The organism is Moorena sp. SIOASIH (assembly GCF_010671925.1).
Taxonomy (GTDB): Bacteria; Cyanobacteriota; Cyanobacteriia; order Cyanobacteriales; family Coleofasciculaceae; genus Moorena.
Genome location: NZ_JAAHIH010000002.1, coordinates 666,909 through 692,651 on the forward strand (window position 1 = coordinate 666,909; position 25,743 = coordinate 692,651).

Sequence of the window (25,743 nt, forward strand, 5' to 3'; positions counted from 1 at the left end):
AATTTATTGATAAAATTTATTGATAGACTTGAAACGACCTAGAGGGCTTTCATAAAGATGGATGCCATAACCAAGATGGATGTCTCCACGTGCCACTGGCATTTACTGCTATTGCTGCCACTGTCGGCAACAGATGCCAATGCTGGAGGAAAGGATACTGACTGACTCTACCTCGGTAACCACTAAGCACAGCAAGCATACTACTTAGTTTCTCGGCGTTGCTGAATCAAGGAATGAATATAAGTAGAGTGGGCATCCTGCCCGCGCGAAAATAAGGAGGAAACTGGCAAGATGCCAGTTCTACGCAAGATGCCAGTTCCACGCCTGATGCCCATTCTACAAAATTCTTACAATCATTCCATTATTAAGCAACCCCAGTTTTTCAACCATCTAGTAAGTCTTCAGCGATCAGCACTCAGCAAGATTTTGAATCAAGTAAAACTTAGGCATTGAGTTAAAGAACACTTTGCCTTTAACTAAAGGCTGGTTAAAAATAGCTGAGCGCTGAACGCTCAATGCTTACTAGATTTAATCAACATCAATCAGGAGTAAATAAAAATGTCAAAAATTGGTCTTTTCGTCGGCTCTCAAACCGGTAAAACCGAGGCGGCAGCTGAGGAAATTCAAGCAGGACTTGGCGGTGATGATGTCGTCACTATACATAAAATAGAAGATACTGAAAATAGTGATTTTGACAAGTACGAAAATATCATCATTGGCTGTCCTACTTGGGATATTGGGGAATTACAAGCTGACTGGGATGGCTACTTTGAGGAGTTAGATAATATCAACTTCAGTGGTAAGAAAATTGGCTACTTTGGAACTGGAGACCAGGAGGGCTATCCTGATAACTTTATGGATGCCATTGGTATTCTAGAAACAAAAATTTCCGAATTGGGAGGTACCACCGTTGGACACTGGCCGAATGAGGGTTACGAATTTAATGAATCAAAAGCTCTCAAAAATGGTAAGTTTATTGGTCTTGCCCTGGATGACGATAACCAGTCTGAACTGACTGAACAACGGATAAAAACTTGGGTAACGCAACTCAAACAAGAGTTTGGAGTTTAGTTTTTACAACCGTTGTAAGCTGGTAAGCATTCAGCCGTGAGCTTTTCGCTCACGCTACGCGAACAGCCGTTGGCCGTAGGCCACGCTACTTGAGGTGCCGTGAGCTTTTCGCTCACGCTGCTTGAGGTGCTTATTTTATTCAAAAGCAGCTCAAGTAGTGTGCGCTATTGGCATAAACTGTTACCGTAGCCTGGCCATAGGCCTTTGGCTGAATGCTGAATGCTGAATGCTGATAGCTGATAGCTGAATGCTTACACCTGAAAACCGTCTCTTTTTTATAAAGCTAGCTACGTTGACCGTTGACTATTTACCAATGATAGTTGATTGTTAACGGTCAAGGTTAATGACTTCCCAACAGATAAAAAAATGCTTCACCCCTATTGAATATTTGTGATTAGAAAATTGCTATAGGTATCCGTGTAGGAATTATGATAATTTTTGATCCCTACTCCCTACTCCCTACTCCCTACTCCCTACTCCCTACTCCCTTTGCTATATGTCTACTCTTCCTGATATCCTTTGGTTGAATGTTAGTCCAAGTTTTCTACGTTTTGATCAGCCTTTAATTCGTTATTTGTCTAAACAAAAGCGAGTTGGCCAGTGGGAGTATCGCCAAAACCAAGATGAACCAACTTCTCTTGATATCGCCCTTACCTTACTTCATGACTATCTCAAAACCTGCGATCATCCTATCCATCTGGTGGGCCACAGCACTGCTGGTTTGGTAGGACTACTCTATAGCCGTAAATATCCTGAAAAAGTCCAGTCTTTAACTCTATTATCAGTAGGTGTTAATCCCGCAGTTGACTGGCAAGCCCACTACTATGTGCAGCTCCAACTTTTACCCTGCACTCGCCAAGTGTTGCTTACCCAAATGGTTAAGAGCCTCTTTGGTCATCACAATCACCAGATCACTAAAGGTTTAGTAACCATCCTAGAACAGGATTTAGCTTATTCTCCCTCTCCTCACTCCCTATATAAACGGGTTAGTGTACCACCAACAGCGGTGCCAGTGCCATTAATGGTATGTGGTTGCAAAGATGATATTATTGTTGATTCTAATGCTTTGCAAGGATGGAAATCTTGGTTAAAAGAATGCGATCGCTTATGGGAATATCCGGAAGGAGGTCACTTTTGCCACTATTTCCATCCCAATCGAGTAGGAAGGCAAATCATCCGGTTTTGGGAATCCCTATCATCACCAGTCCCTGAGCCATTAGCGATTAGTAGTTAGGTAAGCTATCAGCTATCAGCTATCAGCTATCAGCTAAGGGCTGATGGCTGATGGCTGAATCCTGAAACTATCTGTAGCATCCATAAATAAATTAAAATCCTATTAGTTAGTAGTTATCCATGTTCGAGATACTTCTTTTTCCGGTTATCCAACATTTGGCAACGTTTCTGTGCTGCATAGCTGCTTGGACATTAATCGCAATAGCTTTATGGCGAATTCGGGCGACGTTTCGAGACGGTGTCGCTCATCTGAAACAATTACATCAAATTCCCTGTAGTCGCTGCGCCTTTTTTACTGGAGATTATCGCCTCAAGTGTACAGTGCATCCCTCAAAGGCGCTAACAGAAGAGGCAATCAATTGTTATGACTATGAGCCAACTCTCAATCCTACTAGGGTTAACTCGCCACGATGTAAGTGTAGTCATCAAGCTACTTCTAAAGTTGTGTGACGATAATGCGTTCGGCTCTGGCGCTTCATCGCGTAGCGTGGCCTTTGGCCTCAGCTTCCGCGCTTATGCGATCGCAAAGCGTGGCCTTTGGCCTCAGCTTCCGCGCTTATGCGATCGCAAGTTAGGTAACCGTAAGTTATGAGTTATCAGCTAATGCGCTACATCACAGGCTAGAAGCCTGTGCCACGCTACGCGAACAGTTTTTAAATAAGCGCACCTAAGCGGTCTTGGGGGTTTCCCCCAAGACCGCGCTGCATTAAGACAACAACTAAGCATTGGTTTAATCTTTTTTACGTCAGCACCTCAAGTGCGAATGGCTGACCGCTGACCGCTGACCGCTGATGGCTGACGGCTGCTTCAGTTTTCCAGGAGGTTTCTAGTTCCATAGGAATTGGGATTTTTAATAAAAATCTTTATTGATAAATAGCTAAAAAATAAAAATCAGATCACCACCCTAGTGATCTGATTGGCTGTTGGTTTACCATAAGGAGGACTAGCTTCCTGTCTAGAGAAGAAACCCTGGCTCTGTGTCTCGTCTAGATGGCAACTTACATTTTTAGTATACCCCTTAATGCTAAAAATTAGCAACTATTTTTTCAAAGAAATTATGGTGAAGGCTCCGTAGTTGGATTGTCTTGGGATTCTGAGAGCTTCTCTAAGTACTTCATTTGAGTACTCATTAATACACTGCCAGAACGGGATTGGACAGCATGCCACAGGTGTCCTCCTAAGAACAAGAGTCCCAAGAAAAACTGAATGTTTGCTGCTACCAGACGGTTAGAACCGTAAAATTCAGTGGGAAAGACCGTAGTGTTCTTAGCAACAAAAGCAGCAGACACAAAAGCCATGAACGCTAGAGACCCTAAACTGTAGGAGAGAATTGCTTCTCCTTCAATCTGGAGCGCACTCCTAGCCCAGTTAAATGGAGTGGAGACAATATGCCAAATCCCGCCACCAATACACATCATCCCAATCCAAATATGACCACCAATGACATCTTCTAAATTATTGACAGCTGCCATTCCAAGAGGATTCCAAACCCCATCGACAATGCCAAAGAGATAACCAAAGATAGTCACTGGGTTAAGAGTTGGGCTGGTAATGATACGTACATTGCCAACAGCAGCGTCATAAATGCCACCAAAGACCATTGCCTTGGCTACCAGCAACAAGGCACCCACTCCTAGGAAAATCAGATGATGCCCTAAAATAAAGCTCAGCTTCTTGGGGTCAGTCCATTCATAGTGGAATTTAGGGGCGCGTCCACTGCCATCTTTCAAATTTGCAACACCACTAAAAACATGAAATAGACCACCTGCACCCAAAACAGCGGATGCAGCTAGATGCAAAATGCCAATCACAAAATAGGGATAGGTATCTGTGACCACACCACCGGGTGCGACACCCCAGCCTAAAGTGGCTAAGTGGGGTAACAACGTTAATCCTTGATCGGACATGGGCTGACCAGGCACAAGCTGGGAAATTTCCGCTATGGTAGTTGCACCTGCCCAGAACATAATCAAACCAGCATGAGCAATATGAGCTCCTAATAATTGACCGGATAAGTCCTTAAGACGGGCATTACCAAGCAACCAATCCGGATTAGTTCGTGATGGAATACTATTTGTTGTCATGAAAACCGAGTATTTCTCTATCTAAAACATAAATTTGGTAGAGTGCTACTCAGCAGCCCAGGAAATTTTTGGTTTAGTAGGTGTTAGATTCATTGGACAGCACCTAACACCTACTATCTAGAGAGGGCTGCTTTTTACTAGCTGATTAATTCAAGCCTTCCTCAAATTTCTTAAAGTCAACGCCGATGGAACGCAATGCATGCCATAGGTGACCTTGAAGAAAGAAGAAAGCTAGGAAGAAGTGGGCATTGGCCAACCAACAGCGAGGAGTGTGGGCACCCAAAGGCAACTCAATAGTGTCCGCAAAATATGGGGAAACACCAAGCTTGACCTCTAAGGCAGGACCATAGAATTCGACGGGATAGGCTAGGGTATTAACTGCGCAGAAGTAAGCTGCTACAAATCCTGCCAGAGCAATACCGCCGAGAGAGTAGGAAAGAACAGCTTCTCCCTCGAAGCTTACGAGATTCTTTGCCCACTTCAGTGGTGGGATCAGGATGTGCCAAATACCACCACCAACGAGTAGCAAGCCAACATAGATGTGACCGCCTACCAAGTCTTCTAAGTTATCCACCGAGGCAAAATGGGTTTGATAGCCATAGATTGCCAATGGATTAAGATTTGGGCTGGTAACGAGCCTGACATCATGAATGGTGGCATCGTATAGTCCGCCAAAGTACATGGCTTTCGCGGCCAATAACAGAGCGCCTACTCCTAGAAAAATGAGATGATGCCCAAGAATAAAGCCTAACTTCTTAGGGTCATTCCATTCAAAGTGGAATTTAGCGGCACGACCGCCAGCATCTTTCAATTGTGCTGGACCTTTAGCGGAATGGAACAGAGCACCCGCTCCCAGAACAGCCGAGGAGATCAGGTGTAGAACGCCAACAACAAAATAGGGGTAAGTATCCACTATCTGACCGCCTGAGCCTACACCCCAGCCCAAAGTAGCTAAGTGGGGCAGCAGAATCAGCCCCTGCTCACCCATGGGCAGGGTGGGATCATACCAAGAAATTTCAAACAGAGTAAATGCTCCAGCCCAAAAAACGATCAGGGCTGCTTGGCCGACATGAGCAGCTACGAATTTGCCAGACAAGTTGGCTAGGCGGGCGTTACCAGCCCACCAGTCATATTTAACCTCGGGATTACCGTATGTTTGCATACTCGATCCTTACTCGATCCTTAATTGCTTCATTGTTTCACCACCTCCTGTTTAAGGTTGAGGTGAAATCACATGAATCGATTGTGCAGCATCAGGGAAGCAATTTAAAGTAACTTGCAATATTTTGTAATATTTATTGCTAATTTTTAGCATTTATCAAAATCAAAAGTTATCTTAAACTCTTGTATATCAAAAGTTACAGGGATTTAAGCTAATCCAAAATTACCCAAAATTGTTGTTAAAGTATATCATCAGTTTTTATTTTAAAAATAAGTTTTATCATTAGTTTTTCTAATAGTTGCGGAAAATGCTGTTAAAATAGGAATATCTACTGGTGTCAGTCAGCTCAAACTTGACTTATATATCTGAGCTATATATGAAATCGTACAATTTAACGATGATTTAATAAGACTTAGGCATTGGCCACTATGCACTACATATAGTGTTTTTTATCAGATTTACCGCTATATTTATGGTTTAGTAACGGACGGAAGCGTCAGTGGTCTTTGATCTAATGCCCTATGGCTCTAACCACCCTTATCGGTTTAATGTAATCACAAATTCTATAATAGACCCTTTGGTAACACTTGACAAAGTTTAGCAATACTGATACTGTCTATCCTAAGACATCTTCTCTTATGTCTGATAACGAGCCAGAATCGCGGCAGAGATTATATTTACTACTCTCTGCCGCGCTTTTTGCTTCTCGTTTACCGGAATAGGCATGATCGTCTTAGGCCAATGGTATAGCGCTACGCGCAAGGGCAAGAGGCAAGAGGCAAGAGGCAAAAGTTGACGTGCATTAGCGCAGGTGCGCTTTCCGCATTAAGAATTTAATTCGCCACGGGTCGCACCTTTTTCAGCTTTTATCAATGTCCTAACCTTAATGCGTAGTGCTATATTAGGCATGAATAGGATTAAGGGCAAAAACCATTAACTCAAAACCCAACAGCTAACACTGTGCCACCGTGCCACCGTTCCCTAAACTTCGAAACCAACGGGTATTTCTAAAACCTTTGCTGCTCTGACCAACGCTCTACGGAACCTATAGCCGACGTCCACAATATCTTTTCGCTGACTAATGTCGAGAGAACTATAGGGTTGAGCTGCGACTTCGCCCTGGGTGAAGTAAGGTTTAAGCTTGCCTTTTGCTGCTTTATAAGCTGCCTTAACCTCTTGATCCACACTGGGGTCTTTGTCTGCCACTCTTGGGGAATAGGGAGCATACTGGCTGAAAATTCCGATCCAGTTATCTGAGAAGATTAACAGGCTCTGATCCGACCAAGTTTCTTCTTCGCCACAAATCTTCTTGGCTACTACTTCTGTCGCCAAAGCAATCATGCCCTCAAAGTTCAAGGTGGAATTGAAGTTCTGCCGCTGATCTAAATCTTTGATTAGGGTTTTGACGCTCTCCACCAACTCTTTAGCAAAAGGGAGCGCTGGTTTCACCTTCCCTTCCCGGTACAAGAGAACTTCAATCCGGTGAAATCCCTTAAATTCTGGGTTATCCTCCCCGCCATCAAAAGCAGAGGGGCGAGCATCAATATCCCGGTCAGTTTCTTCAAAGCTGGCGGCGTAGGTTTCGATTTGCTCGTAAGGAGGACGGGCTTTGACATAAGCGTCTTTGGCATTTTCCAAATTGCCACTGCGAATTGCTTTCACTAAGTCTTCGACAAGGGGTAGCTGTACTTGAGCTTGTTGTCGGAAATACCTTAAGCCCTGATCAACCTCCGCAGCAAAGGGGTCTCTAGCAGCTGCAATTAACTCCTTGCTTGAACCAGGGCGAATCAGACTAGAAGCGGCTACGGTGCCTAAACCACCTACAGCAGCAATTTGTAGTATTGTTCGTCGATTAATTGTCATGGGGTTAAACTTGAGAAAGATTCTTTTTTAGCTTCGATTATTATAGTAGACCGTGATCAACTTGATAAAAATATTTCTCGATAAATTAAATCTTAAAGATGTGATGAAGAGGTTGTGAAGAGGTTGTAAAGACACAAGTATCCCATACCACCCAAACAAAATGGCAAAAAAAAATTGGCAAGTCAGACTAGTGTCAATGATCCCAATTCTGGAAACTACGGCTACCCATCTCCCTATCTCCCTATCTCTCCATCTCCCTATCTCCTTATCTCCCTATCTCCCTATCTCCCTATCTCCCTATCTCCCTATCTCCCTATCTCCCTATCTCCCTATCTCCCTATCTCCCTATCTCCCTATCTCCCTATCTCCCTATCTCCCCATCTCCCCATCTCCTCATCTCCCCATCTCCCCACCCCTCCCACACTCCCTGTTTGACCCTCAGGTAAACAACCTACCCCTGTGGGCTACTCCCTGCTCCCTAAAAGCAACGCCTATCCTAATCAATCAGACGAAACACTTTCTTCTGCTTTTGAGCAGGTTGTTGTGATTGTTCTTGCTTAATTGTTTCTGGGTTGCTAGAAGGCTTCTGAGACTCTTTTGGCTCAGTTGATTCGCTCACTTTTGGTTTTTTCTCAAATACATTAACTCCTGCACCTTCTAACTCAATTACCCCTTCTGGAGACACCCTGGCTATCTTTCCACTCAAAGCCGCTACCCAATCAGCAAAGCTATCCATCTTTTCTACTTGCTTTTTGAGGGTCTTGCGATTAAGTTCTGCCTGAACGGTTATGCCATTGTCACCAGTTAGGAGTAAGGTAACTTTCTTGCCTTGCTCCGGTAAATTGGGTCTTTCGGTAAACTTGACGGTGATTTCGGGTTTTCTGCCTTGAATCATGATAACTTCATTGGGTTTAGTTTTAGGGCTTGGTTGAGGTTGATAGTCAGTTTTTTCTTCGGAGTAATGTGAATAGAAACTTGAGTCTTCTAGATTTACGTTAACTGGATGAGCTTCCTCTATGTGGAGTTCTTCCCCTACTCGTCTACAAAAAAATTCCCAAAAATCATCCTTTTCTGCTGGTTGTGGCAAAGAGCCCTGGAGAATCAACAAAAAAGGCTGCCATGGATAAGTTTTGGCTTTTCCTCTAGGAGGCAGGTGATTGCGTTCTACATACACCACGACTGCTTCTGGCTTGACATCGTGAATTAAACCACGAACCCGAAACTGATCGACTCTTTCGTCACTGGGAGAATGACGTAGAGTGGTTTTCCCCTCTAGGGGAATAAATTTTTTGATTTGAATTTGAGCGAGTTTTCCTGCCTTGGTTATGCGGAAATATACTCGCCAGAGATAGACTTTTTTCTCACCAAAAGAGGGGTGGGTACTTAATTTCTTCCACAAGGGTCGGTGCATATAAGCACTGAAGCTGATTCCTTGTTTGAGAACAAGAGTTCCTTTAACTGACCTATTAGGCTCTTGAGATGGGTTTGGGTCAAATCGCCCAAACAGATAGCCCAGAGCCGAAAACTCGGTTGGACGACTAGGAGGGGTAAAGGGGACAACAACTTCCATGGGATTGGGAATGAAGGAGCCATTATATTTTAGACTATCAAATCACGGCAATCAGATGGACTTAACTGGTTGAGTTTTACTTCCGATAATTGGCTAAGGCTGTGGAGATTGTTGTTGAATACCGATAATAAAAGTATCGAGCCCGGGCGCGGGAAGTGTGGGAAGTGTGGGAAGTGTGGGAAGTGTGGGGAGATGGGGAGATGGGGAGATTTGTATTAAGGGTAATTATCTCGACATCATATTACTCCCTAAAGGGAAACCCTGGAAAGCAAGGGATTCCAGTGATTGAATCTGGCTAGAAATGGGGGTCACGAGGGGGGAGATGGGCTCTGCCGCGCCAAAGCTGACGGCAAAGTTACTGGACTTTTTGGTAGTCAAGCAGGATATAGCGTTTTCTAGCCTAATGAGGTACACATTATTTTTTGCCTCTTCCCTCTTTCCTCTTTCTTATTCTCTGCTCCCTACTCCCTGCTCCCTGCTCCCTAAAACCCAGAAATTTGTACCTCACAAGTCGTAGAATTGCTATAAGGTTGGCTCTACCAGCTTACCTAAATTTAGGTATAATTTAATACATTTTTTTGTCGTAGATTAAAATTGCTAAACTATGGGATAATAATTAATTATCTATCATTTTTAAACTAAGTGATAAATGCAATAACACAAACAAATATAGCAATTCTCATAGCTATGAGGTAAACAATTTCTGGATTTTAGGGAACAGGGAACAGGGAACAGGGAACAGAGAAGAGAGAAGAGGGAATAGGGAATAGGGAATAGGGATGGGTTGCATCAAGACAGGGAATCAACGTCAAAGAAGACTGTACCTCATAACTGTGATAAACGCTATAAAATATTATCATCACCACCCATGATCACATGATCACATTAGGTTTTATTCCAACACTTTTATTACTCCATTCTCAAGGGAATTAATCTAGCCCATGTCAAGTTTTATCAAGTCAATAACGGTAGAGATTCCCTCTTTAGTTTTCAAATTCGTAAACACAAAGGGTTTATCTCCTCGCATCTTTTTAGCATCCCGTTCCATCACCCCCAAATCTGCTCCCACCTGAGGTGCCAGATCAATTTTGTTAATCACCAGCAAGTCAGACTTGGTGATTCCTGGTCCTCCTTTACGAGGAATCTTATCCCCAGCAGCGACATCAATAACGTAGATAGTGAAATCTACTAGTTCTGGACTGAAGGTTGCTGCTAGGTTATCCCCTCCACTTTCTAGAAACACCAAGTCTAAATCAGTAAACCGATTTTCCAGCTGTTCAATGGCTGCCAAGTTCATCGAGGCATCTTCCCGAATGGCAGTATGGGGACAACCCCCTGTTTCCACACCCAGAATGCGATCGCTTTCTAGAGCCTGACTCCTAACTAAAAACTGGGCATCTTCCTGAGTATATATATCATTGGTGACCACAGCGATTTGATAAGAGTCTCGCAGCGCTTTACACAATGCATCTAATAGAGCAGTTTTCCCTGAACCAACTGGACCAGCAATACCAACACGAAAAGTACTCATGTTAACTAACTTAGAGTTAATTTTAATAGTGTAGTTTATTTATGGTCATTAGCCATAAAAAAATTGTTAATTGCTACAAATTAACAATTAACAAATGGTAATTGGTAAGTTTAGATGTTTATTATAGCGTTTTCTAGTGACGATTAAGGAGTCAAGGCCCCGACTTGCTGTAAATCCAAAAGAAAAATTTTCTGAGTAGATGCTTCTTTTGATATAACAGCTGCATGAGATATCATCTCCAGAACACTGGCCTGACGGTAAGACTTTGGGATAGGTCGCATCATGTCTTCGGGTAACTCCACCAAATTAGGCAGATCATCCACAAAAATTCCCCAAAGTCCGGAGTCCCTAGGACGAATAATTACTAAGAACCTTTGGTTAGGGCTTTGGTGAGGTAAACTACCATCGCCCAACTGCTGATGTAAATCCCAAACCTTAATAGTATGCTTGCCTAGCTGAACTAATCCCATGGTTTTCATCTTACTGCTGATTTCAGTGGTAAAATTAACCACTTTCAGTACATCCCTAATCGGAAGACATAGGGAATAGTCAGCAATCTGAAAAACCATGAATTTTTCTAGTGTTGAATCGTCCATCGCCTTGATTTGATAGTTATCATTACTTAATTTTTAGTGCTTATAGCTGATTATTTTAAGTAAAAATTTAGTTTTACTTAACTAATCATTTATCATGATAAATTAATAGTTTCAGGATATATAGCGTTTGTATTTGAGATGTAAATCTAGGGTTTTTTTTATTGTCAAATAAAACTCCGGATCTCTTTCCCATCCTGGGATTAGTTAGGGGTGGATTACTCTAGCATGCATGCCTCTTGCCTTTTGCCTTTCCTGGCAATAATTGTGTTTACAAACTAAATAAAAATGCTATAGTTTTGATAATACTTATGAGCTATAGTCTTTCTTACCCCTACTCCCTACTCCCTACTCCCTACTCCCTACTCCCTTATTAAGGGTGAAATGGGCTCAACAACATCGGTTACTGTTGTCAACAATTTGTGTTCCAAATAGGGCTTAGTGATATAAGCCTTGGCCCCTAACTGTGCAGCAATCAAGCGGTGTTTATCGTTACTGCGGGAGGTGAGGATAACGACAGGAAGATCTACCAAAGCTGGGTCAAGCTGACAGTGTTTGAGAAACTCAAACCCATTCATGCGAGGCATCTCAATATCACAGATTACCAACTGTATATCTGTCTGATGCTGTAGTTGCTCAATCCCTTCATAACCATCCTGGGCTTGAAACACGTGATAGCCATTCTTCTGTAAGGTCATGGCTAGAGTTTGGCGCAGGGTGATGGAGTCATCTATCAGGAGTACCTTTGGTTTATGTCTGACCCAGAACGGTTCAACTAATGAGGGTGGAAGCTGCTTTTGCGAAAGGGTTTCTATCGGTTGGGTGGCTTGATCATAGCTTAAACTTTCAACCTTCAATGTGCTAACCTGTAACCTTTGACTGGCATCGGTCTGTTGGTCAGACAGGTACTGGATCAATTCAGTCCCATCCAGCACCAGTGTCAACCGACCATCTGCTAGAATACTGCCCCCATTGACATAGGGGGGTGGCACAATCATTGTGCCCAAAGGACGAATCACCAACTCCTGGTCTCCCAACAGTTGGTCTACTTCCAGACCGACAAGCTGATCCTGGTAATGGATCACAATGATTGGTCTAATCGTCTGAAGAGGAACAACAGGTTGATGCCGATGGGTTACCGAGAATGGAGAAACCACAGAGGAATAATCTAGGATTTGCCCAAGTTGGTAGACTTTGACCAGTTGCTGATCACTCCCGGTACCGAAGTAGAGGACAAGACCATCTTCCCAACTTCGGAGCTGGTGTTCCTCAGGAATAATAATTTGGGAGACTTGATCAGTGATCAACCCATAAACTTGGTTCCCAGCCTGACACAGGAGTAACTTATCTATGGTTAAACTCAGGGGAATTTGTAGTTTAAATCTGGTGCCAAGGTCGGCAGAAGAATCAACTATTACCGAACCCCTCAGAGCTTTGACCTGGTTTAGGACAACATCAAGACCAACACCACGTCCAGAGAGGTTATTCACCCCAGAGACAGTGGAAAAGCCTGGTTCAAACAACAAATTCCTCAGCTGAGCCTCACTCAGAGTATTACTTTGTTCGAGGTCTATGAGTTCACGTTCTACTGCTAGTTGCCGAATCCGTTCAAAATTCAACCCTGGACCGTCATCAAAGACTTCAATCACCAAATGTCTGCCCCGATGGCAAGCACTGATTTCAATTAATCCTGTTTCTGGTTTGTCCTGTTGTTGCCGTACAGCAGGAGTCTCAATGCCGTGGTCAAAAGCATTACGTACAAGATGTAGCAGGGGGTCGTACAGCTTCTGGGCAACAACTTTATCCACTAAAACATCATTACCAGAAATTTTTAGCTCTACCAGCTTATGGTGGGAGGCGGACAACTGCTTGAGGACAGGGGGGAAACGACTAAATATTTCCCCTAAAGGCAACATCCGGGCGTCCATCAAGACATCACGATGGTTGGTTAACAACCGACGTTGTTGTTCGAGAGTCTTACTGGATTGGGTGGTGAACAGCTCAATGTCATGGGCAGCTTCTGTTAATTGTATAGCGTCTTCTACAACTGACTGAATCAGAAGCTCGGGTGTACTATAACGCTTTAGTTCCAGGTGATCGAAATAGTCTGTATCAAGAAGGTTAGTGGGTTGAAGGTTAGTGGGTTGAAGGTTAGTGGGTTGAAGGTTAGTGGGTTGAAGGTTAGTGGGTTGAAGGTTAGTGGGTTGAAGGTTAGTGGGTTGAAGGTTAGTGGGTTGAAGGTTAGTGGGTTGAAGGTTAGTGGGTTGAAGGTTAGTGGGTTGAAGGTTATTAGGTTGAAGGTTATTAGGTTGAAGGTTAGTTGGTTGAAGGTTATTAGGTTGAAGGTTAGTGGGTTGAAGGTTATTAGGTTGAAGGTTAGTTGGTTGAGAGCGTAGGGTGGCCTTTTGGCCAAGGTTGGCAGTAGGATTGGGGTTGGTAGCAAAGTTTTTGTTTAAACCTTCAACCTTCAACTTGCTAACCTGTAACGTTTTTTCTGCCCAAGGGTAGGAGTAAGAGCTAGGATTGAGGTCGGTAGTTTTGTTTTTGTTTAAACCTTCAACTTGAAACTTGCTAACCTGCAACCTTTGCCTAATCTGCTTTTGTTGCGTCAAAATAAACAGGCGGTCGTACCAATCTTGCAGTTGCTCCAGCACTTGCTGATGTTGGTCGATACGATTAAGGAGTACTCGCACTGCCCGCAGCAGTTGTTCATTTTCGAGCAACTGGCGGTTTTGGTTGGTTAGTAATTCCCCAATTGTGTAATTCAGGTATTCTAGATGCTCAATATTTATCCGCACAGTACCAGATAGATCCCTAGATGATGGCGTGCTGGGATGTTGGTTGGAGGGAGTTATGGCGAGATGGGAAGAGTTTAGAGGGGAATTTTTGGCGTTGCCTATTGGGGGTATGATCTCGTCTGTGATAACTTTGGGCTCTTGTCCTTGTTCTTTCTTTTGATTATCTCCATCAATCATCCCCATGTTGTGCAAAACAACATTTTTTTCTGTGCCGACTTCTTGCTCAGGGGAGGCTATCTCTCCATCCAAGACATCTATCTCTGTTTGGTCTGACCTATCCAACTTTTTACTTTGATCAGAGGTTTGGTGATCTAGTGGGGTTGACTCTCCCCAGATCATTTCCACAAGGTGGGACTGTTTGCTTCTTTTAGATTCTGGATGAGTAACGGAAGAATTATTAACAACACCTTCTACTTCTTCTAGTCCGGGCTCAACTCGATTAAGGTCTTGTTCTTTTCCGTTACCGAAGACAGAAGATTCATTTTGAATTATCAATTGTGAATTTTGACTTGAACACCTAAAGTCAGCTAGTTGTTGCAGAGCCATAGAAGGTTGACCGCCTTGAGTTCTATCCCCTTCTAGCACCGCTGCTTGTGCTGCAACGAAATCAGACAAAGCGGTCTTGGCAATGGTGACCACCTGATCGGGATGGTTGTCTAGGGCTGCGATCGCATTTTTGGCAATAGCGGCAAACCCTGGTAAATTAAGGGATTCCCCTAAGCCCAAGAAAATGTCTGCTTGGTTGCGAACTGTGATGCTGACTTCAGTGGGATTGTCACTATTTAGGGCAGCTTGGATTAGGTCTAAGCCTTGGCTAACCCCGACTTCAAAAATGGACTGGGTGACATCGAAGCCCAATTCTACTGAGGTGGGCAGATGGGATTCGAGACCAAAACAGTCCCCCAGCTTCTCTTGGAGTTGGGCAACAACAGCAGCAGTTCGATTCTTGATTTCGGTGTCATCGATTTGCCCCCCTGTGAGTTCAGCAGTCAGAGGTAGGCGGAGACACTCATAAGCTTGAAACAGTAAGGCTTCAATTTCTGGATCAATGGACAAGTCCGGGTTAAACAGAGCTTTAAAAACATCCTCCAAGGAGTGAGCTACCGTGGCAATTGTTTCCAAGCCAATGCTAGCTGCTGCGCCTTTGAGGGTATGGGTAGTCCGCATCAAGTTGTTGACTTTATTGATGCTATAGTTTTCTGACAAACTCAGCAAATCCTCTTCCAAGACTTGCAGCAGTTCCGGTGCTTCCTGGAGAAAGTAGCGATAGCTTTGCTCACGAATTTTAGGGTCATTAGTCATTAGAGCAGTTGTCAATTGGGTGAAGTATTTTCGTCAATGGTTAATGGGAGTAGGGAGTAGGGAGTAGGGAGTAGGGAATCGGGAACAAATCATGTATACATCATTACTATGAAAAACACTAGATTAATGCATTATTAATCATGAGTAATTAGTTGTTTTTAAATGAATATTTAATATTGAAAAACTAACAATTAATTCTTGAATTTTTTCATTAAAAACTAACTAATTTGATGTGCATTGAAATTGCTTATTCCCTGTTCCCTGTTCCCTGATCCGAAGTTCCCTTTGAACAATTTAGGTATCCCAATCTAAATGCTGAACAGCTTAATCAACCTTGAACTGGTCAGCACTGGCTTGAAGATTCTTCGCCATGGCTAGGAGTTCTTGGAAAGACTTAGAAATTTCCATGGCATCGGAAGAAGTCTTGTTGGCAATTCCTGCCACCTCAGTCATGGTAGTGGTCACGGATTGGAACTCTTCGGTCTGTACCTGGGTGGCTTGGGTAATGCCCTCTACGAGCTGGCTGATTTGGCTGGTGGCTTCAACAATAGCATTGAGCGTTAGACGGGTATCTTGTACCATGGCAGTTCCTTGAGCAACCTGTTGAATACCTTTATCCATGGCTGTAGACACCTCAGCGGTACTCTTCTGGATCTCCTGCACCAACTGTTCGATTTCAGTGGTGGCTTCCGCTGACTGACGGGCTAGAGAACGCACTTCATCGGCAACAACTACAAAACCCCGTCCGTACTCACCGGCTCTTGTGGCTTCAATGGCTGCATTTAACGCTAGCAATTGGGTCTGATTAGTAAAGTTGCTAATCAGGTTCACCACCCTCGAAACTTTCTGGGACGATTCGCTGAGACGCTTGAGCCGTTTGCTGGTTTCTGCCACTGTCTCCCGGATTTCGAGAATTCCATCTACGGTACGGTTCATGGCTGCATCCCCTGCTTGGAGGGTTTGGTTAGCGGTTTGGACTGCCACTTCTACGAGTTGAGCACTCTCACCTACAGCTTCTGTAGAATTAACCATGGTCTGGATGTGCTCTAAGACTTCACCGAGAGCCATAAATTGTTGCTGGGCTTGGGCTGTGAGCAAAGCAATGTTTGATTCCCTTTCAACAGAAGTTTGGGCAACTTTTCTGGAGGCTTGCTGCACTTGAGTCACAATCCGGCGCAGGCTTTGTAAGGTGTTGTTGTAGGCATCAGCAATGGTACCTACTTCATTATTGGTTACCGGAGCTCGGACAGTCAGGTCTCCTTCTAGAGCTGGTCGCACTGCTGAGAGCAACTGCATTACCTCCCGCTGTACCGCTTCTTTGTCGGCTTTCTCCCGTTGTGCGGCATCGGTCAGCTGCTGGGACTGGTTTTGGATTTGTGCGAGATACTCAGCCTGTTGCAGGGCTGCCCCTACTTGCACCCCAATCTGAGCCAGGGCGTTGAGTTCAAACTCTTGCCAGTCACGAGGACCAGTATTTTGGTAGGTACCCAGTAAACCCCATAAGGTTCCTTCTATAAAAATCGGTGCCAGCATATAAGCCTTAACCTCATATTGCTCTAAGGTTTCTAGGTAACCGTCAGAATAACCAAAGGTGTAAATGTCATCAACTGCCACGCTTTCACGATTGCGATAACGACCTCCCTGGGTGTCTTGTAGATAAGTATCGGGCCAGAAAGCTTCGATATCCGCTCCCACCCATGGTAACCAACCGGTGGCAACTGCCTCAGCCACAAACTGACCAGTCCAATCAGGATTGAATTGATAGAGGGCTACGCGATCGCATTTAAGCAGCTGCCGGACTTCTTGGGTTGTGATACCATAGATTTTAGTTACATCCCGAGACTGGAATAGCTTACCAACTATTTTGGTTACCCCCTGAGCAATAAAAGCCGCTTTGGTGAGTTGGCTAGATTGGGCTCGTAACTGATCTAGGTAATGGGATCGCTGCAAGGCTAATCCCAGGGAATTACTAATTTGGAGCATCAGGGTCACATCGGTATCTTGCCACTGACGGGGTTCCGTATTTTGGTAAGCCGCCAGCAGCCCCCAGAGCTTTTCACCTTGGAAAATCGGCATAATCAGATATGCCCTGGCTTGGTATTGTTCCAGAGTGTTGATGTAGCAGGGAGAGAAACCCATGGCATAGATGTCATCAACCTTCTTAAAGCGGTCACCTCGGGCGAAGTCTCCACCCTTGGTGTCTTGCAAGTAGGTATCAACATTATTACGAGAATTAACACTCATGGCTGTAACGGTGCAGCGCTCAGAAGCCGTTAGATCCACCTTCAGGCGGTCGTCTCTTTCTTGTTCGGTGATTAGGGAAATCCAGCCAGCTGCAACCGATTCAGCCACAAACTCACCACTCCAGTCGGAGTTGAAGCGATAGATTACTACCCGGTCAGCTCCCAAGACTTGCCGCAACTCTTTGGTGATGCTCTGGAAGACACTGTAAACATCTACAGACTGGGACAAATGGTTGCTCAGGCTTGCGACTACTCGCTCCCGCACAGCAGCTTGGGCAAGCTGGTGGGATTTGGCCTCCACTTGATCCAGGTAGCTCAATTGCTGTAGCGCTACCCCAAAGTGCAGGGCAATCTGCTTGGCAAAATCAATCTCATTCTCCTGCCATTGACGGGGCTGACTGCATTGGTGAATGCACAACAATCCCCACAATAATGGTCCTTGAAGTAGGGGCACAACCAGATTAGCCCGGACTTGGAACTGAGCCAGCAACTCAATATGGCAATCGCTCAGTCCGGCATTGTACACATCAGCAACTGCTTGCACACGTCCTTCGGTATAGTGAGGGGCATACTGTTCACCAAAGCAGTGGTCGTTAACTTTGGTTCCTAGCATGGCATCGTAGCCTGATGCCACATCCTCAGATACCAATTCCCCATCATTAAAGCCAGAGTTAGGGTAAAACTGAAATATACCTACCCGGTCAACCTGAAGAAGCTTACGAATTTCGATAGCGGTTGTCTTGAAAATGGTATCGAGGTTTCGAGACTGACGGATCTTGTTGATGATTCCAACTACCGCTCGCTCCATCCGTGCGATTTTAGCTACCTGGGTAGATTTTGCCTCTACTTGCGCTAGGTACTGTGTTTGTTGTAGAGCAACTTCAAAGTGTAGGGCAATCTGCTTAGCAAAATCAATCTCATACTCTTGCCATTGACGGGGCATACTGCATTGGTGAATGCACAACAATCCCCACAGTAATGGTCCTTTACGCAATGGCACCACCAGGTTAGCCCGGACTTGAAACTGAGCTAGCAGCTCAATGTAGCAATCGCTGAGGTCCCCATTGTAGATATCAGTAACTGCGTGTACTCGCCCTTCCATATAGTGGTGGGAATACTGTTCACTAAAACAATGGTCGTGAATTTTGCTACCCAGGATAGCATCGTACCCATTGACCACATCTTCAGACACCAACTTTCCATCATTAAAACCAGAGTCAGGGTCAAAGCGAAACAGACCCACCCGGTCAGCCATCAGGAGTTTACGGATTTCTATGGTCGTGGTCTTGAAAATGGTATCCAGTTTCCGAGATTGCCGGATCTTGTTGATGACTCTGACGGCTGATTTTTCTAGGTCTGCAGCCAATAGCAGTTGCTTGGATTTTGCTCGCAGTTGCTCAATATACTCCGTTTGCTGGAGGCCAACCCCAAATTGTCGGCCGATCTGAGCCAGTATACCCACCTCCATTTTCTGCCAGTGACGAGGGCGATTGTTCTGGTAAGCTGCGAGTAAACCCCACAGGGTTTCTCCTTGCAGAATCGGTACAATCACATAAGCTTTAGCCTGAAATTGCTCCAACAGGTCAATGTGACATTGATCGTAATTAACCAAGTAAATGTCATCAACGGCTAAGGTTTCATTGTGGCGATACCGACCCCCTTGGGTGTCCTCCAAATAGGTATCGCGCCAGACTTTTTTAATACTCGGTCCAACTAACGGTATCCAACCGTGTCCCACATCTTCAGCCACAAACTCACCACTCCAGTCTCGATTGAAGCGATACACAGCAACGCGATCGCACTTCAGCTGCTGCCGGATTTCTTGAGTAGCGGTCTGGAAAACACTGTTGATGTCGGAACTCTTAAGTATCTTATCAAGCAAGCGATTTGCTATTTTTTCCCCCTGAACCGCAATATCCAGTTGCTCCGATTTCTCCTGTAGCTGGGCTGCAATGTCCAATTGCTTGAGAATACTACTGAGACGGTTACTGAGTAGTGACAGCAGCATGACGTCACTATCTTGCCAGCGCCGAGGGCGAGAGTTTTGGTAAACGGCAAATAAGCCCCAGAGGTGTTCACCATCAAAGATTGGGGCTATAATATAAGAATTGGTCTGGTATTTTTCTAAGGTTTCAATGTAGCACTGTGAAAAACCAGCGGCATAGATGTCGTCAACTCGCTCTACCTGCTGACGTTTGAAATAGCTGCCCCCTTGTGTCTGCTTTAAATAGGTATCGGTATTCGGGCTGGCAACGGATCCGATTTGCTTGACCGTACAGCGCTTAGAGGACAATATATCTGCTGAGGTCAGGTTAGGATTTTGCTTTTGGTCTTGGAGCAGCTTCACCCAACCATCTGCAACCGACTCAGCCACAAATTCACCACTCCAGTCAGGATTAAAGCGATAAACCACTACCCGATCAGCCTTGAAAAACAGGCGCAGTTCGTGGCAAATGTTACCCAGGGCAATCTCCGGCACAGAAGACGGTGGAATTGTGGCCAAGATTTGAGCCAAGACCTTTTCCTGCTTCAGCTGCTCTCGCCGTCGGGTACTGAGTTCCACTGGCTGTAGAGTCAGCCGAAGTTCAGTCACAACTTGGTAGAGCAGAGTAATGTCAGCTTCCTGCCATTCCCGGGAACCAGAACATTGCTGCACCACCAGTAAACCCCACAATTGCCCTTCGATCAAAATCGGTAGACTTAGGCTGGCTTTGACCTGGAATCGTTCCAGCAGTTGGAGTTGAAACGGACTCAGAGCCCGGTCATTAATATCATTAAGGGCTACAACTTCCTGTTGCTCATAGGCTGACCGATTCTCAGCCCCAAAAGCAATTACCGGCAGGTACTCCCCCTGGCTGGGAGTATAGCCACCCACCATCGACTCAACTAGCACGGTACCCCGATTCTCCGACTGGAAGCGAAAAATCAAGGCTCGGTCTACCCGTAAACGCTGACTAACCTCAGTCACGGTGGTTCTCAACAGGGCATCACTAGTTTCTGCTTTGCGCATCTGGGTGGCCAGGTGGAATAACCACTGTCGCTCACCCTTGCAGTGTTGCTCAATATCCACGGCTAGGTGGAACTTCAACCCGGTAGGTGTCCCTTTGCCATTGCCATTACTCGATGATTGATTGAGTTGGGACTTAGAACTGAGTATTTCCTCAGATTTATCAAATTTTGGCATAGTTATAGTTTGGGTTTTTTTAACATCTGGTTTAGGGAAAATAGCCGACCATGATGGCATCTCAGAGGCAATCGAATTGGTAGTAACCCTCCCAATCGACTGTTCAATGGGCAGAGTTAGTGAGGAGATTGTCAACCAGTCATAATTGGTTTGATGGGATTGATTTGGTTGATCAAAACTCCTTATGATTGCCCTGATCAATTGCCAGATCTCGGAGGAGGCTAAGTCAAAAAACCTCAAGACTCCCCTCCCCAAGACTCCCCTCGTTGATGTGTCTGCCATAGGGGACACTGAGTAATAGCCGTGACATCTAAGACTGCACCGCCATCCCCAGGTATGTAACCCAGGAGGAAAGGCAGTAGCGATTGAGGAAATAAACCAGGAGTCGGTGGCTGGAGTTGCTCCAATTCATGTAACTCAATATCATTGACTTGCGAAACCACCAAACCCACAGACTGGTCATTGACCTGAACCACTATTGCCACAGGAGATACCGAAACTTGCCCGAGCTCCAACAGCGGTGGATAGCCAACCAGCTGGTTTAGGTCTACCAACCAGAGCATTTCATCGCGCCAATTACCAATTCCCACAATGCAACTGGGCATTTCCGGCACCAGCAGAACGTCTGGCACATTCACCCTGATAATTTCCGTAATCTGCTCTAGGGGCAACAGAACACTGTCCTTTTTGCCAAGAGGAAAACGCAGCAACCGCACTCGGGTTTCTGGGGTTAGTGGATCTAAGTTTAGTAGGTCAAGATTGGTTTGTGTTACCACTGGGTCAAGGGAGTTTAACATTACCTAATACCTAATACCTAATGCCTAACAATTGCTGGATTGTTTGTATTAGTTCTTGCTGGTTTATTGGTTTAGGTAAATAGGCATCAGCTCCCAGCATCGAACCCCAAAGTTTGTCGGCATCAGTTCCTTTAGTTGAGCAAATCACAACTGGGATGGTTTGGGTGCTGGAATTAGTCTTGAGTTCCCGGCACAGTTCAAACCCGCTTTGTCCTGGCAAAATCACATCGACAATCACTACATCTGGTTTCTGGGACTGGAGTTTGATCTGGGCATCCTCACTACTTGTGACACTAACTACCTTGAGACCAGCTTCTCTGAGGTAACAACTTAGCATCTCATTTTCCGTCAAGCTATCTTCAACCAAAAGGACTGTAGTCATAATTGTTTTTTACTATAAACTTAGTAAGAATGTGAATTTCAATTGTTATTTATAATTAGAATAAAAATGATCTAGTTATCATTAGATATTTGCCATTAGATATTTGCAGTTTTAGCATTTATTTAAAAAAAAATAATAATTATTAACAATAGTTAATAGTGATACTAAATTAATTGTGAGAATTTTTTATCGAAAGTTCTCTACTCCCTACTCCCTACTCCCTACTCCCTACTCCCTGTTCCCTACTCCCTGTTCCCTTTGCTAAACTATTAAAGTAAGTAGTCAACCGGACAGGATATTACGACTAACCCCGAGATGCCTCTGGAGAATTGTCAATACCTTTGACCGAGTAATAGGCTTTGCTAAAAAGTCTGTAGAACCGACCATCTTGGCCCGCACTCGGTCTACAATTCCGTCATTACTGGTGACCATAATCACTGGTGTGTCTTGAAACACCGAAACCCGACGAATTTGTGCACAGACTTCATACCCGTTTAAAACTGGCATGACCAAATCCAAGAAGATCAGCTGTGGTTTGTGCTTTAGCAAAGTCGGCAAGGCTTTGATGGGGTCTCGAACATTGATAAATCGATAGCCAGCATTGGCAAGAATTTGACTCATGGTCAACCGATCGATTTGGCTGTCTTCGATATAAACTACCAAGGGACTAGCTGGTAATGTCTGAACAGGTCCTCCTTTCCTTCCGGCAGTTTCTGGCATTGGGTTAGTGGCTTGATTAAAGTGAGTATCACAGCGGAAGTCCCCAACCGAGATCAGACCCATCACCTGTACTCGGATATAGGGCATGATTGATTGGGTCACAGCCAAAAGATTCTGTTTCAACTTGAGAGCTAAATCCCTCAAAGTGCGATCGCCATCCACTAAGGTAGTTAGGTTGTGGTAGGCCAGTAATGAGGTCTGCTGTCGCAATTTGTCAGCATCCCAGATCACCGGAGCCAAAGAAGGGGAAATATCTACCAAACCAGCCTCTTGCCAAGGCTCCCAAGCAAGGGTTGCCTGTTGCATTATCTGTGAAGCTCGAATTACTACCAACGTTGAATCAGAGGTTGAATCAATAGTCTCTTGAGGAATCTGCCTGTAAGTTAATTGCTCTGATGAACCACAGCGGAGTTGTTCCTGCCGTTGGATGATATCGAAAACTATTTCTGTACAGTTGCCAACAACAACCGACCTCATCTGTTTTAGCGGTACTTTCCCCTGTCTGACTAGTTCTGCTAGAGATTTGTAATCCCAATACACCGGCTGAGCTGACGACCCCTGACACACAGGAAATGCTGATAGTTCTGGGCAGTGTACAGACAACTGCCGACACCAACGGCGAATGGGATGCATTTTACTAGCACCCCCAGTCAAACGACCCAAGTGGAAAGAAAGACTCCACTGCTGACCTTGGGGATCTTCAATCTCCAACCAACCAGTCAATTGCTCCGTTGCGCAAGCTTGAATCTGTTGTGCCAGTTTGTCGGTAGTCAATACTTTGTCAGTCGTCATTGGTGTCTCTATGGATATATAGCAATGCCACTATAGCGGTTTTCAATTGGGTGAGGTACAGATTCTTGGGTTTTAGGGAACAGCGGATCTGGGAACAGGGAACAGAGAAGAGGAATCCCCCCTAACCCCCCTTAGTAAGGGGGGCGGGCAAGAGGAATCCCCCCTAGCCCTTAGTAAGGGGGGCGGGCAAGAAGTAAAAAATCTTGTGTACCTCATTAGGATAAAAAGCGCTATAGTAATTCGTAACTATTAACTAACAATTAAAAATGAATACTTAACAAGTAATAATCATAGTTTTCTAGCGCCTCTATTAGCACCGATGTTGTCAATAGTTCCTGTTTGAATTAATACCTAGATACCTAGATACCTAGATACCTAGATACCTAGATACCTAGATACCTAGATACCTAGATACCTAATAGGTAATATTCTGAATTATAATATTGTGAATCCTGATATTGTGTATATTTTTCAGAACTTACGCAGCCACTATATTTGTATATTGCTTACAAAATATCGGGTTTTTCGCCCAGTTTTCCGTAAATCATGGTTTTGTATAAATGCACCAAACTCGTAATTTTAGCACACAATTCAAGCTAGGGTTGTGGAGATGCACCATGATCGAGTTTCACTAACCATCAGCAAAACTCGGTTAGTCGAACTCAAGGTAAATTAGTAGCTTACTTGACTTAATTTTACCTTAATTAAGGGTTATTTAATTAAAGTTAAATTAAAGTTTTACTTGAGTTGTACTGCCTTAATCATAACTATATATAAGGATTAAGAGCTGCTAATTGTCGTAGTATACTTCGCTAACATGCAAATGTAGCATCTCTGGGTAACATTAGCAACAAAATCCAGCTAACTTTATTAAGTCTTTAAAAAAAGGATTATTTATTTTCAAAAGAATTAACTGCGAAATAATCGTGTGTACTGAGTTTCGTGGGGTGCATCTCATTAAAGCTGTTTGACCCGGTGGTGCGTTAAACCGGCGGGCTATCTAAACCAGGCGCGAAGAGGGGGAAAATGAGGGCGAGGCTTTGGGTGGTGCGTTAAACCAGCGGGCTGTCCCAACTTCTGTCACTTTCGGGAAACAAAAGCAAAATCGGAATTCTCTAATTGTTTATTGATAGCAATGCAGGGCAGTCTTGGGGAGCCAGTGCCTTCATGCGGGGGTTTCCCCCATGAGCAACTGGCTTGGAAACCCCCACTCACGCTTTGCATCAAGCTCAGGGGGTGACAACAAGGCTAAAAACTAAACAGGGTGTGGGGTGTAGGGGGTAGGGGGTGGGGAAAATAAAAGCGATGCAGCTTCGGAACAGGGGGTTTCCCCCACTCGCGCTTTGCATCAAGACAGGGAATTTGGAGTGAGCCGGTGGGATAACAATCGGTCCGGAACCTGATTTAACCGTCCCGTCGCAACGTAGCCAGCTCCTGATCTTCCCCTACACCCATCACCCCACACCCCACACCCCGTAAAGCTTTTAAGGCTGTTTGTCACCCCGTCAGGCATCAAGACAAGGGATAGAGCTATAGCGGTTTCTAACCTAATGAGGTACACAGGATTTTTTCTCTCTTCTCTGTTCTTTCTTCTTTGTTCTGTGTTATGTGTTCTGTGTTCCGGTGATCCCCTGTTCCCTGTTCCCTAAAACCTTAGGTGCGCTTTCCGCATCTAATTATTAAATTCGCTCAAGGTGCGCGCCTCCAAGGCCGCGAGCAATCCCTCGCGGCCTTGGGTCGCACCTTTCGGCAAAGCCGACGCGGGGCGCGTTCGGGTCGCACCTCAAAAATTTGTACCTCACCTAATTAAAAAGCGCTATATTTTTTTCTCACAACAAATACAACAAATTGATTTTAGGACTACTTTTGCCTGTATCGACTGACTGATAAAGCTTTTGGAGACTTTCTTCTCGGAAAATGACAGAAGAGGGATATATAGCAGAAGTCAGAAGTCAGAAGTCAGAAGTCAAACTCTTGCGCTTATTTAGGTTTGAGACTTTTGTCATGTCCGCGCCTGCCCTGGCGACTGCTATAACAATGGGTGTAATAGTGTTTGCAAATTGAAGCGATGCAGTGGCCTCACGGGGGTTTCCACGGGGCAAACAGCGGTTCGGACGCAGGTGACCCACGCAGCCCTTCCCCACTCGCGCTTTGCATCAAGACAGGAACTTTGGGCGCAGGGCTATCAAAGAATCCGGGAACGTGAGAACCCTGTGTCTAAAGACCGGGGATGAAACTCCCGCGACGGGTTTTAACCCGCCGTGTCTATAATATCTGGGAGGGTGACATGCAAGCTAAAATCCTTACTGGGTAGTAATTTCAGCCCATAATTTACAAAAAGATACATTCTGTTTTGGGCGCGACCTTGGACATAGTTATAAGGGTTAGAGCTTGCCATTAAGCGATGCAGCTTCGGAA

20 protein-coding genes are annotated in these 25,743 nt (G+C 44.7%); 6 read left to right on the forward strand and 14 right to left on the reverse strand.

Annotated elements, in window-relative coordinates; translation table 11 throughout:
• Positions 1–49: 49 nt before the first annotated feature.
• Positions 50–199: a hypothetical protein gene (locus F6J90_RS10675; protein ID WP_293092808.1), complete on the reverse strand. Its 150-nt coding sequence runs from the start codon at positions 197–199 to the stop codon at positions 50–52.
• A gap of 1 nt (position 200) precedes the next feature.
• On the reverse strand, positions 201–335 hold the full coding sequence (locus tag F6J90_RS10680) for a hypothetical protein (protein WP_293092810.1): 135 nt from the start codon (positions 333–335) through the stop codon (positions 201–203).
• A 223-nt stretch (positions 336–558) separates the two neighbouring features.
• Between F6J90_RS10680 and fldA the strand changes: the two genes are divergently transcribed.
• From fldA to F6J90_RS10695, 3 genes are all read left to right on the forward strand, one after another.
• Positions 559–1,071: a flavodoxin FldA gene (fldA, locus tag F6J90_RS10685; protein WP_293092812.1), complete on the forward strand. Its 513-nt coding sequence runs from the start codon at positions 559–561 to the stop codon at positions 1,069–1,071.
• A 496-nt stretch (positions 1,072–1,567) separates the two neighbouring features.
• Positions 1,568–2,305, forward strand: a complete 738-nt coding sequence (locus F6J90_RS10690) for an alpha/beta hydrolase (protein WP_293092814.1) — start codon at positions 1,568–1,570, stop codon at positions 2,303–2,305.
• Between the two features lie 119 nt (positions 2,306–2,424).
• Positions 2,425–2,754, forward strand: a complete 330-nt coding sequence (locus F6J90_RS10695) for a hypothetical protein (protein WP_293092816.1) — start codon at positions 2,425–2,427, stop codon at positions 2,752–2,754.
• A 605-nt stretch (positions 2,755–3,359) separates the two neighbouring features.
• On the opposite strand, the gene F6J90_RS10700 is transcribed toward F6J90_RS10695, so the two are convergent.
• From F6J90_RS10700 to F6J90_RS10710, 3 genes are all read right to left on the reverse strand, one after another.
• Positions 3,360–4,388: a chlorophyll a/b binding light-harvesting protein gene (locus F6J90_RS10700; RefSeq protein ID WP_293092818.1), complete on the reverse strand. Its 1,029-nt coding sequence runs from the start codon at positions 4,386–4,388 to the stop codon at positions 3,360–3,362.
• A 145-nt stretch (positions 4,389–4,533) separates the two neighbouring features.
• On the reverse strand, positions 4,534–5,550 hold the full coding sequence (locus tag F6J90_RS10705) for a chlorophyll a/b binding light-harvesting protein (RefSeq protein ID WP_293092820.1): 1,017 nt from the start codon (positions 5,548–5,550) through the stop codon (positions 4,534–4,536).
• A 981-nt stretch (positions 5,551–6,531) separates the two neighbouring features.
• On the reverse strand, positions 6,532–7,413 hold the full coding sequence (locus tag F6J90_RS10710; RefSeq protein WP_293092822.1) for an EfeM/EfeO family lipoprotein: 882 nt from the start codon (positions 7,411–7,413) through the stop codon (positions 6,532–6,534).
• Positions 7,414–7,573: 160 nt separating this feature from the next.
• Here F6J90_RS10710 and F6J90_RS10715 point away from each other — a divergent pair, with 160 nt between their 5' ends.
• Positions 7,574–7,960 carry a hypothetical protein gene (locus F6J90_RS10715; protein ID WP_293092824.1) on the forward strand — a complete coding sequence of 129 codons (387 nt, stop codon included), beginning with the start codon at positions 7,574–7,576 and terminating at the stop codon, positions 7,958–7,960.
• Here the strand turns inward: F6J90_RS10715 and F6J90_RS10720 are convergent.
• Positions 7,910–8,983: a hypothetical protein gene (locus F6J90_RS10720; protein WP_293092826.1), complete on the reverse strand. Its 1,074-nt coding sequence runs from the start codon at positions 8,981–8,983 to the stop codon at positions 7,910–7,912. The two genes, F6J90_RS10715 and F6J90_RS10720, sit on opposite strands and share 51 nt — an antisense overlap.
• A 157-nt stretch (positions 8,984–9,140) precedes the next feature.
• On the opposite strand from F6J90_RS10720, the gene F6J90_RS10725 reads away from it, so the two are divergent.
• Entirely contained in the window at positions 9,141–9,272 is a 132-nt protein-coding gene (locus F6J90_RS10725) for a hypothetical protein (RefSeq protein ID WP_293092828.1), read from the forward strand.
• A gap of 421 nt (positions 9,273–9,693) precedes the next feature.
• On the opposite strand, the gene F6J90_RS10730 is transcribed toward F6J90_RS10725, so the two are convergent.
• From F6J90_RS10730 to F6J90_RS10740, 3 genes are all read right to left on the reverse strand, one after another.
• On the reverse strand, positions 9,694–9,843 hold the full coding sequence (locus F6J90_RS10730; RefSeq protein ID WP_293092830.1) for a hypothetical protein: 150 nt from the start codon (positions 9,841–9,843) through the stop codon (positions 9,694–9,696).
• Positions 9,844–9,917: 74 nt separating this feature from the next.
• Positions 9,918–10,514 carry an urease accessory protein UreG gene (gene ureG / locus F6J90_RS10735; protein WP_293092832.1) on the reverse strand — a complete coding sequence of 199 codons (597 nt, stop codon included), beginning with the start codon at positions 10,512–10,514 and terminating at the stop codon, positions 9,918–9,920.
• A 143-nt stretch (positions 10,515–10,657) separates the two neighbouring features.
• Entirely contained in the window at positions 10,658–11,110 is a 453-nt protein-coding gene (locus tag F6J90_RS10740; protein ID WP_293092834.1) for a chemotaxis protein CheW, read from the reverse strand.
• 236 nt (positions 11,111–11,346) lie between these two features.
• On the opposite strand from F6J90_RS10740, the gene F6J90_RS10745 reads away from it, so the two are divergent.
• On the forward strand, positions 11,347–11,484 hold the full coding sequence (locus tag F6J90_RS10745; RefSeq protein ID WP_293092836.1) for a hypothetical protein: 138 nt from the start codon (positions 11,347–11,349) through the stop codon (positions 11,482–11,484).
• Here F6J90_RS10745 and F6J90_RS10750 read toward each other — a convergent pair.
• The 5 genes from F6J90_RS10750 to F6J90_RS10770 all read right to left on the reverse strand — a co-directional run bounded on the left by F6J90_RS10750 (position 11,470) and on the right by F6J90_RS10770 (position 23,325).
• Positions 11,470–15,207, reverse strand: a complete 3,738-nt coding sequence (locus tag F6J90_RS10750) for a response regulator (protein ID WP_293092838.1) — start codon at positions 15,205–15,207, stop codon at positions 11,470–11,472. The genes F6J90_RS10745 and F6J90_RS10750 overlap by 15 nt on opposite strands.
• A 324-nt stretch (positions 15,208–15,531) precedes the next feature.
• Positions 15,532–20,916: a GAF domain-containing protein gene (locus tag F6J90_RS10755; protein ID WP_293092840.1), complete on the reverse strand. Its 5,385-nt coding sequence runs from the start codon at positions 20,914–20,916 to the stop codon at positions 15,532–15,534.
• The gene (locus F6J90_RS10760) at positions 20,871–21,431 is read right to left on the reverse strand and encodes a chemotaxis protein CheW (protein WP_293092842.1); all 561 of its coding nucleotides are present in this window, start codon (positions 21,429–21,431) and stop codon (positions 20,871–20,873) included. The genes F6J90_RS10755 and F6J90_RS10760 overlap by 46 nt, the downstream gene beginning before the upstream one ends.
• A gap of 10 nt (positions 21,432–21,441) precedes the next feature.
• Positions 21,442–21,813, reverse strand: a complete 372-nt coding sequence (locus F6J90_RS10765; RefSeq protein ID WP_293092844.1) for a response regulator — start codon at positions 21,811–21,813, stop codon at positions 21,442–21,444.
• A 282-nt stretch (positions 21,814–22,095) separates the two neighbouring features.
• Entirely contained in the window at positions 22,096–23,325 is a 1,230-nt protein-coding gene (locus tag F6J90_RS10770) for a response regulator (protein ID WP_293092846.1), read from the reverse strand.
• Positions 23,326–25,743: the final 2,418 nt, after the last annotated feature.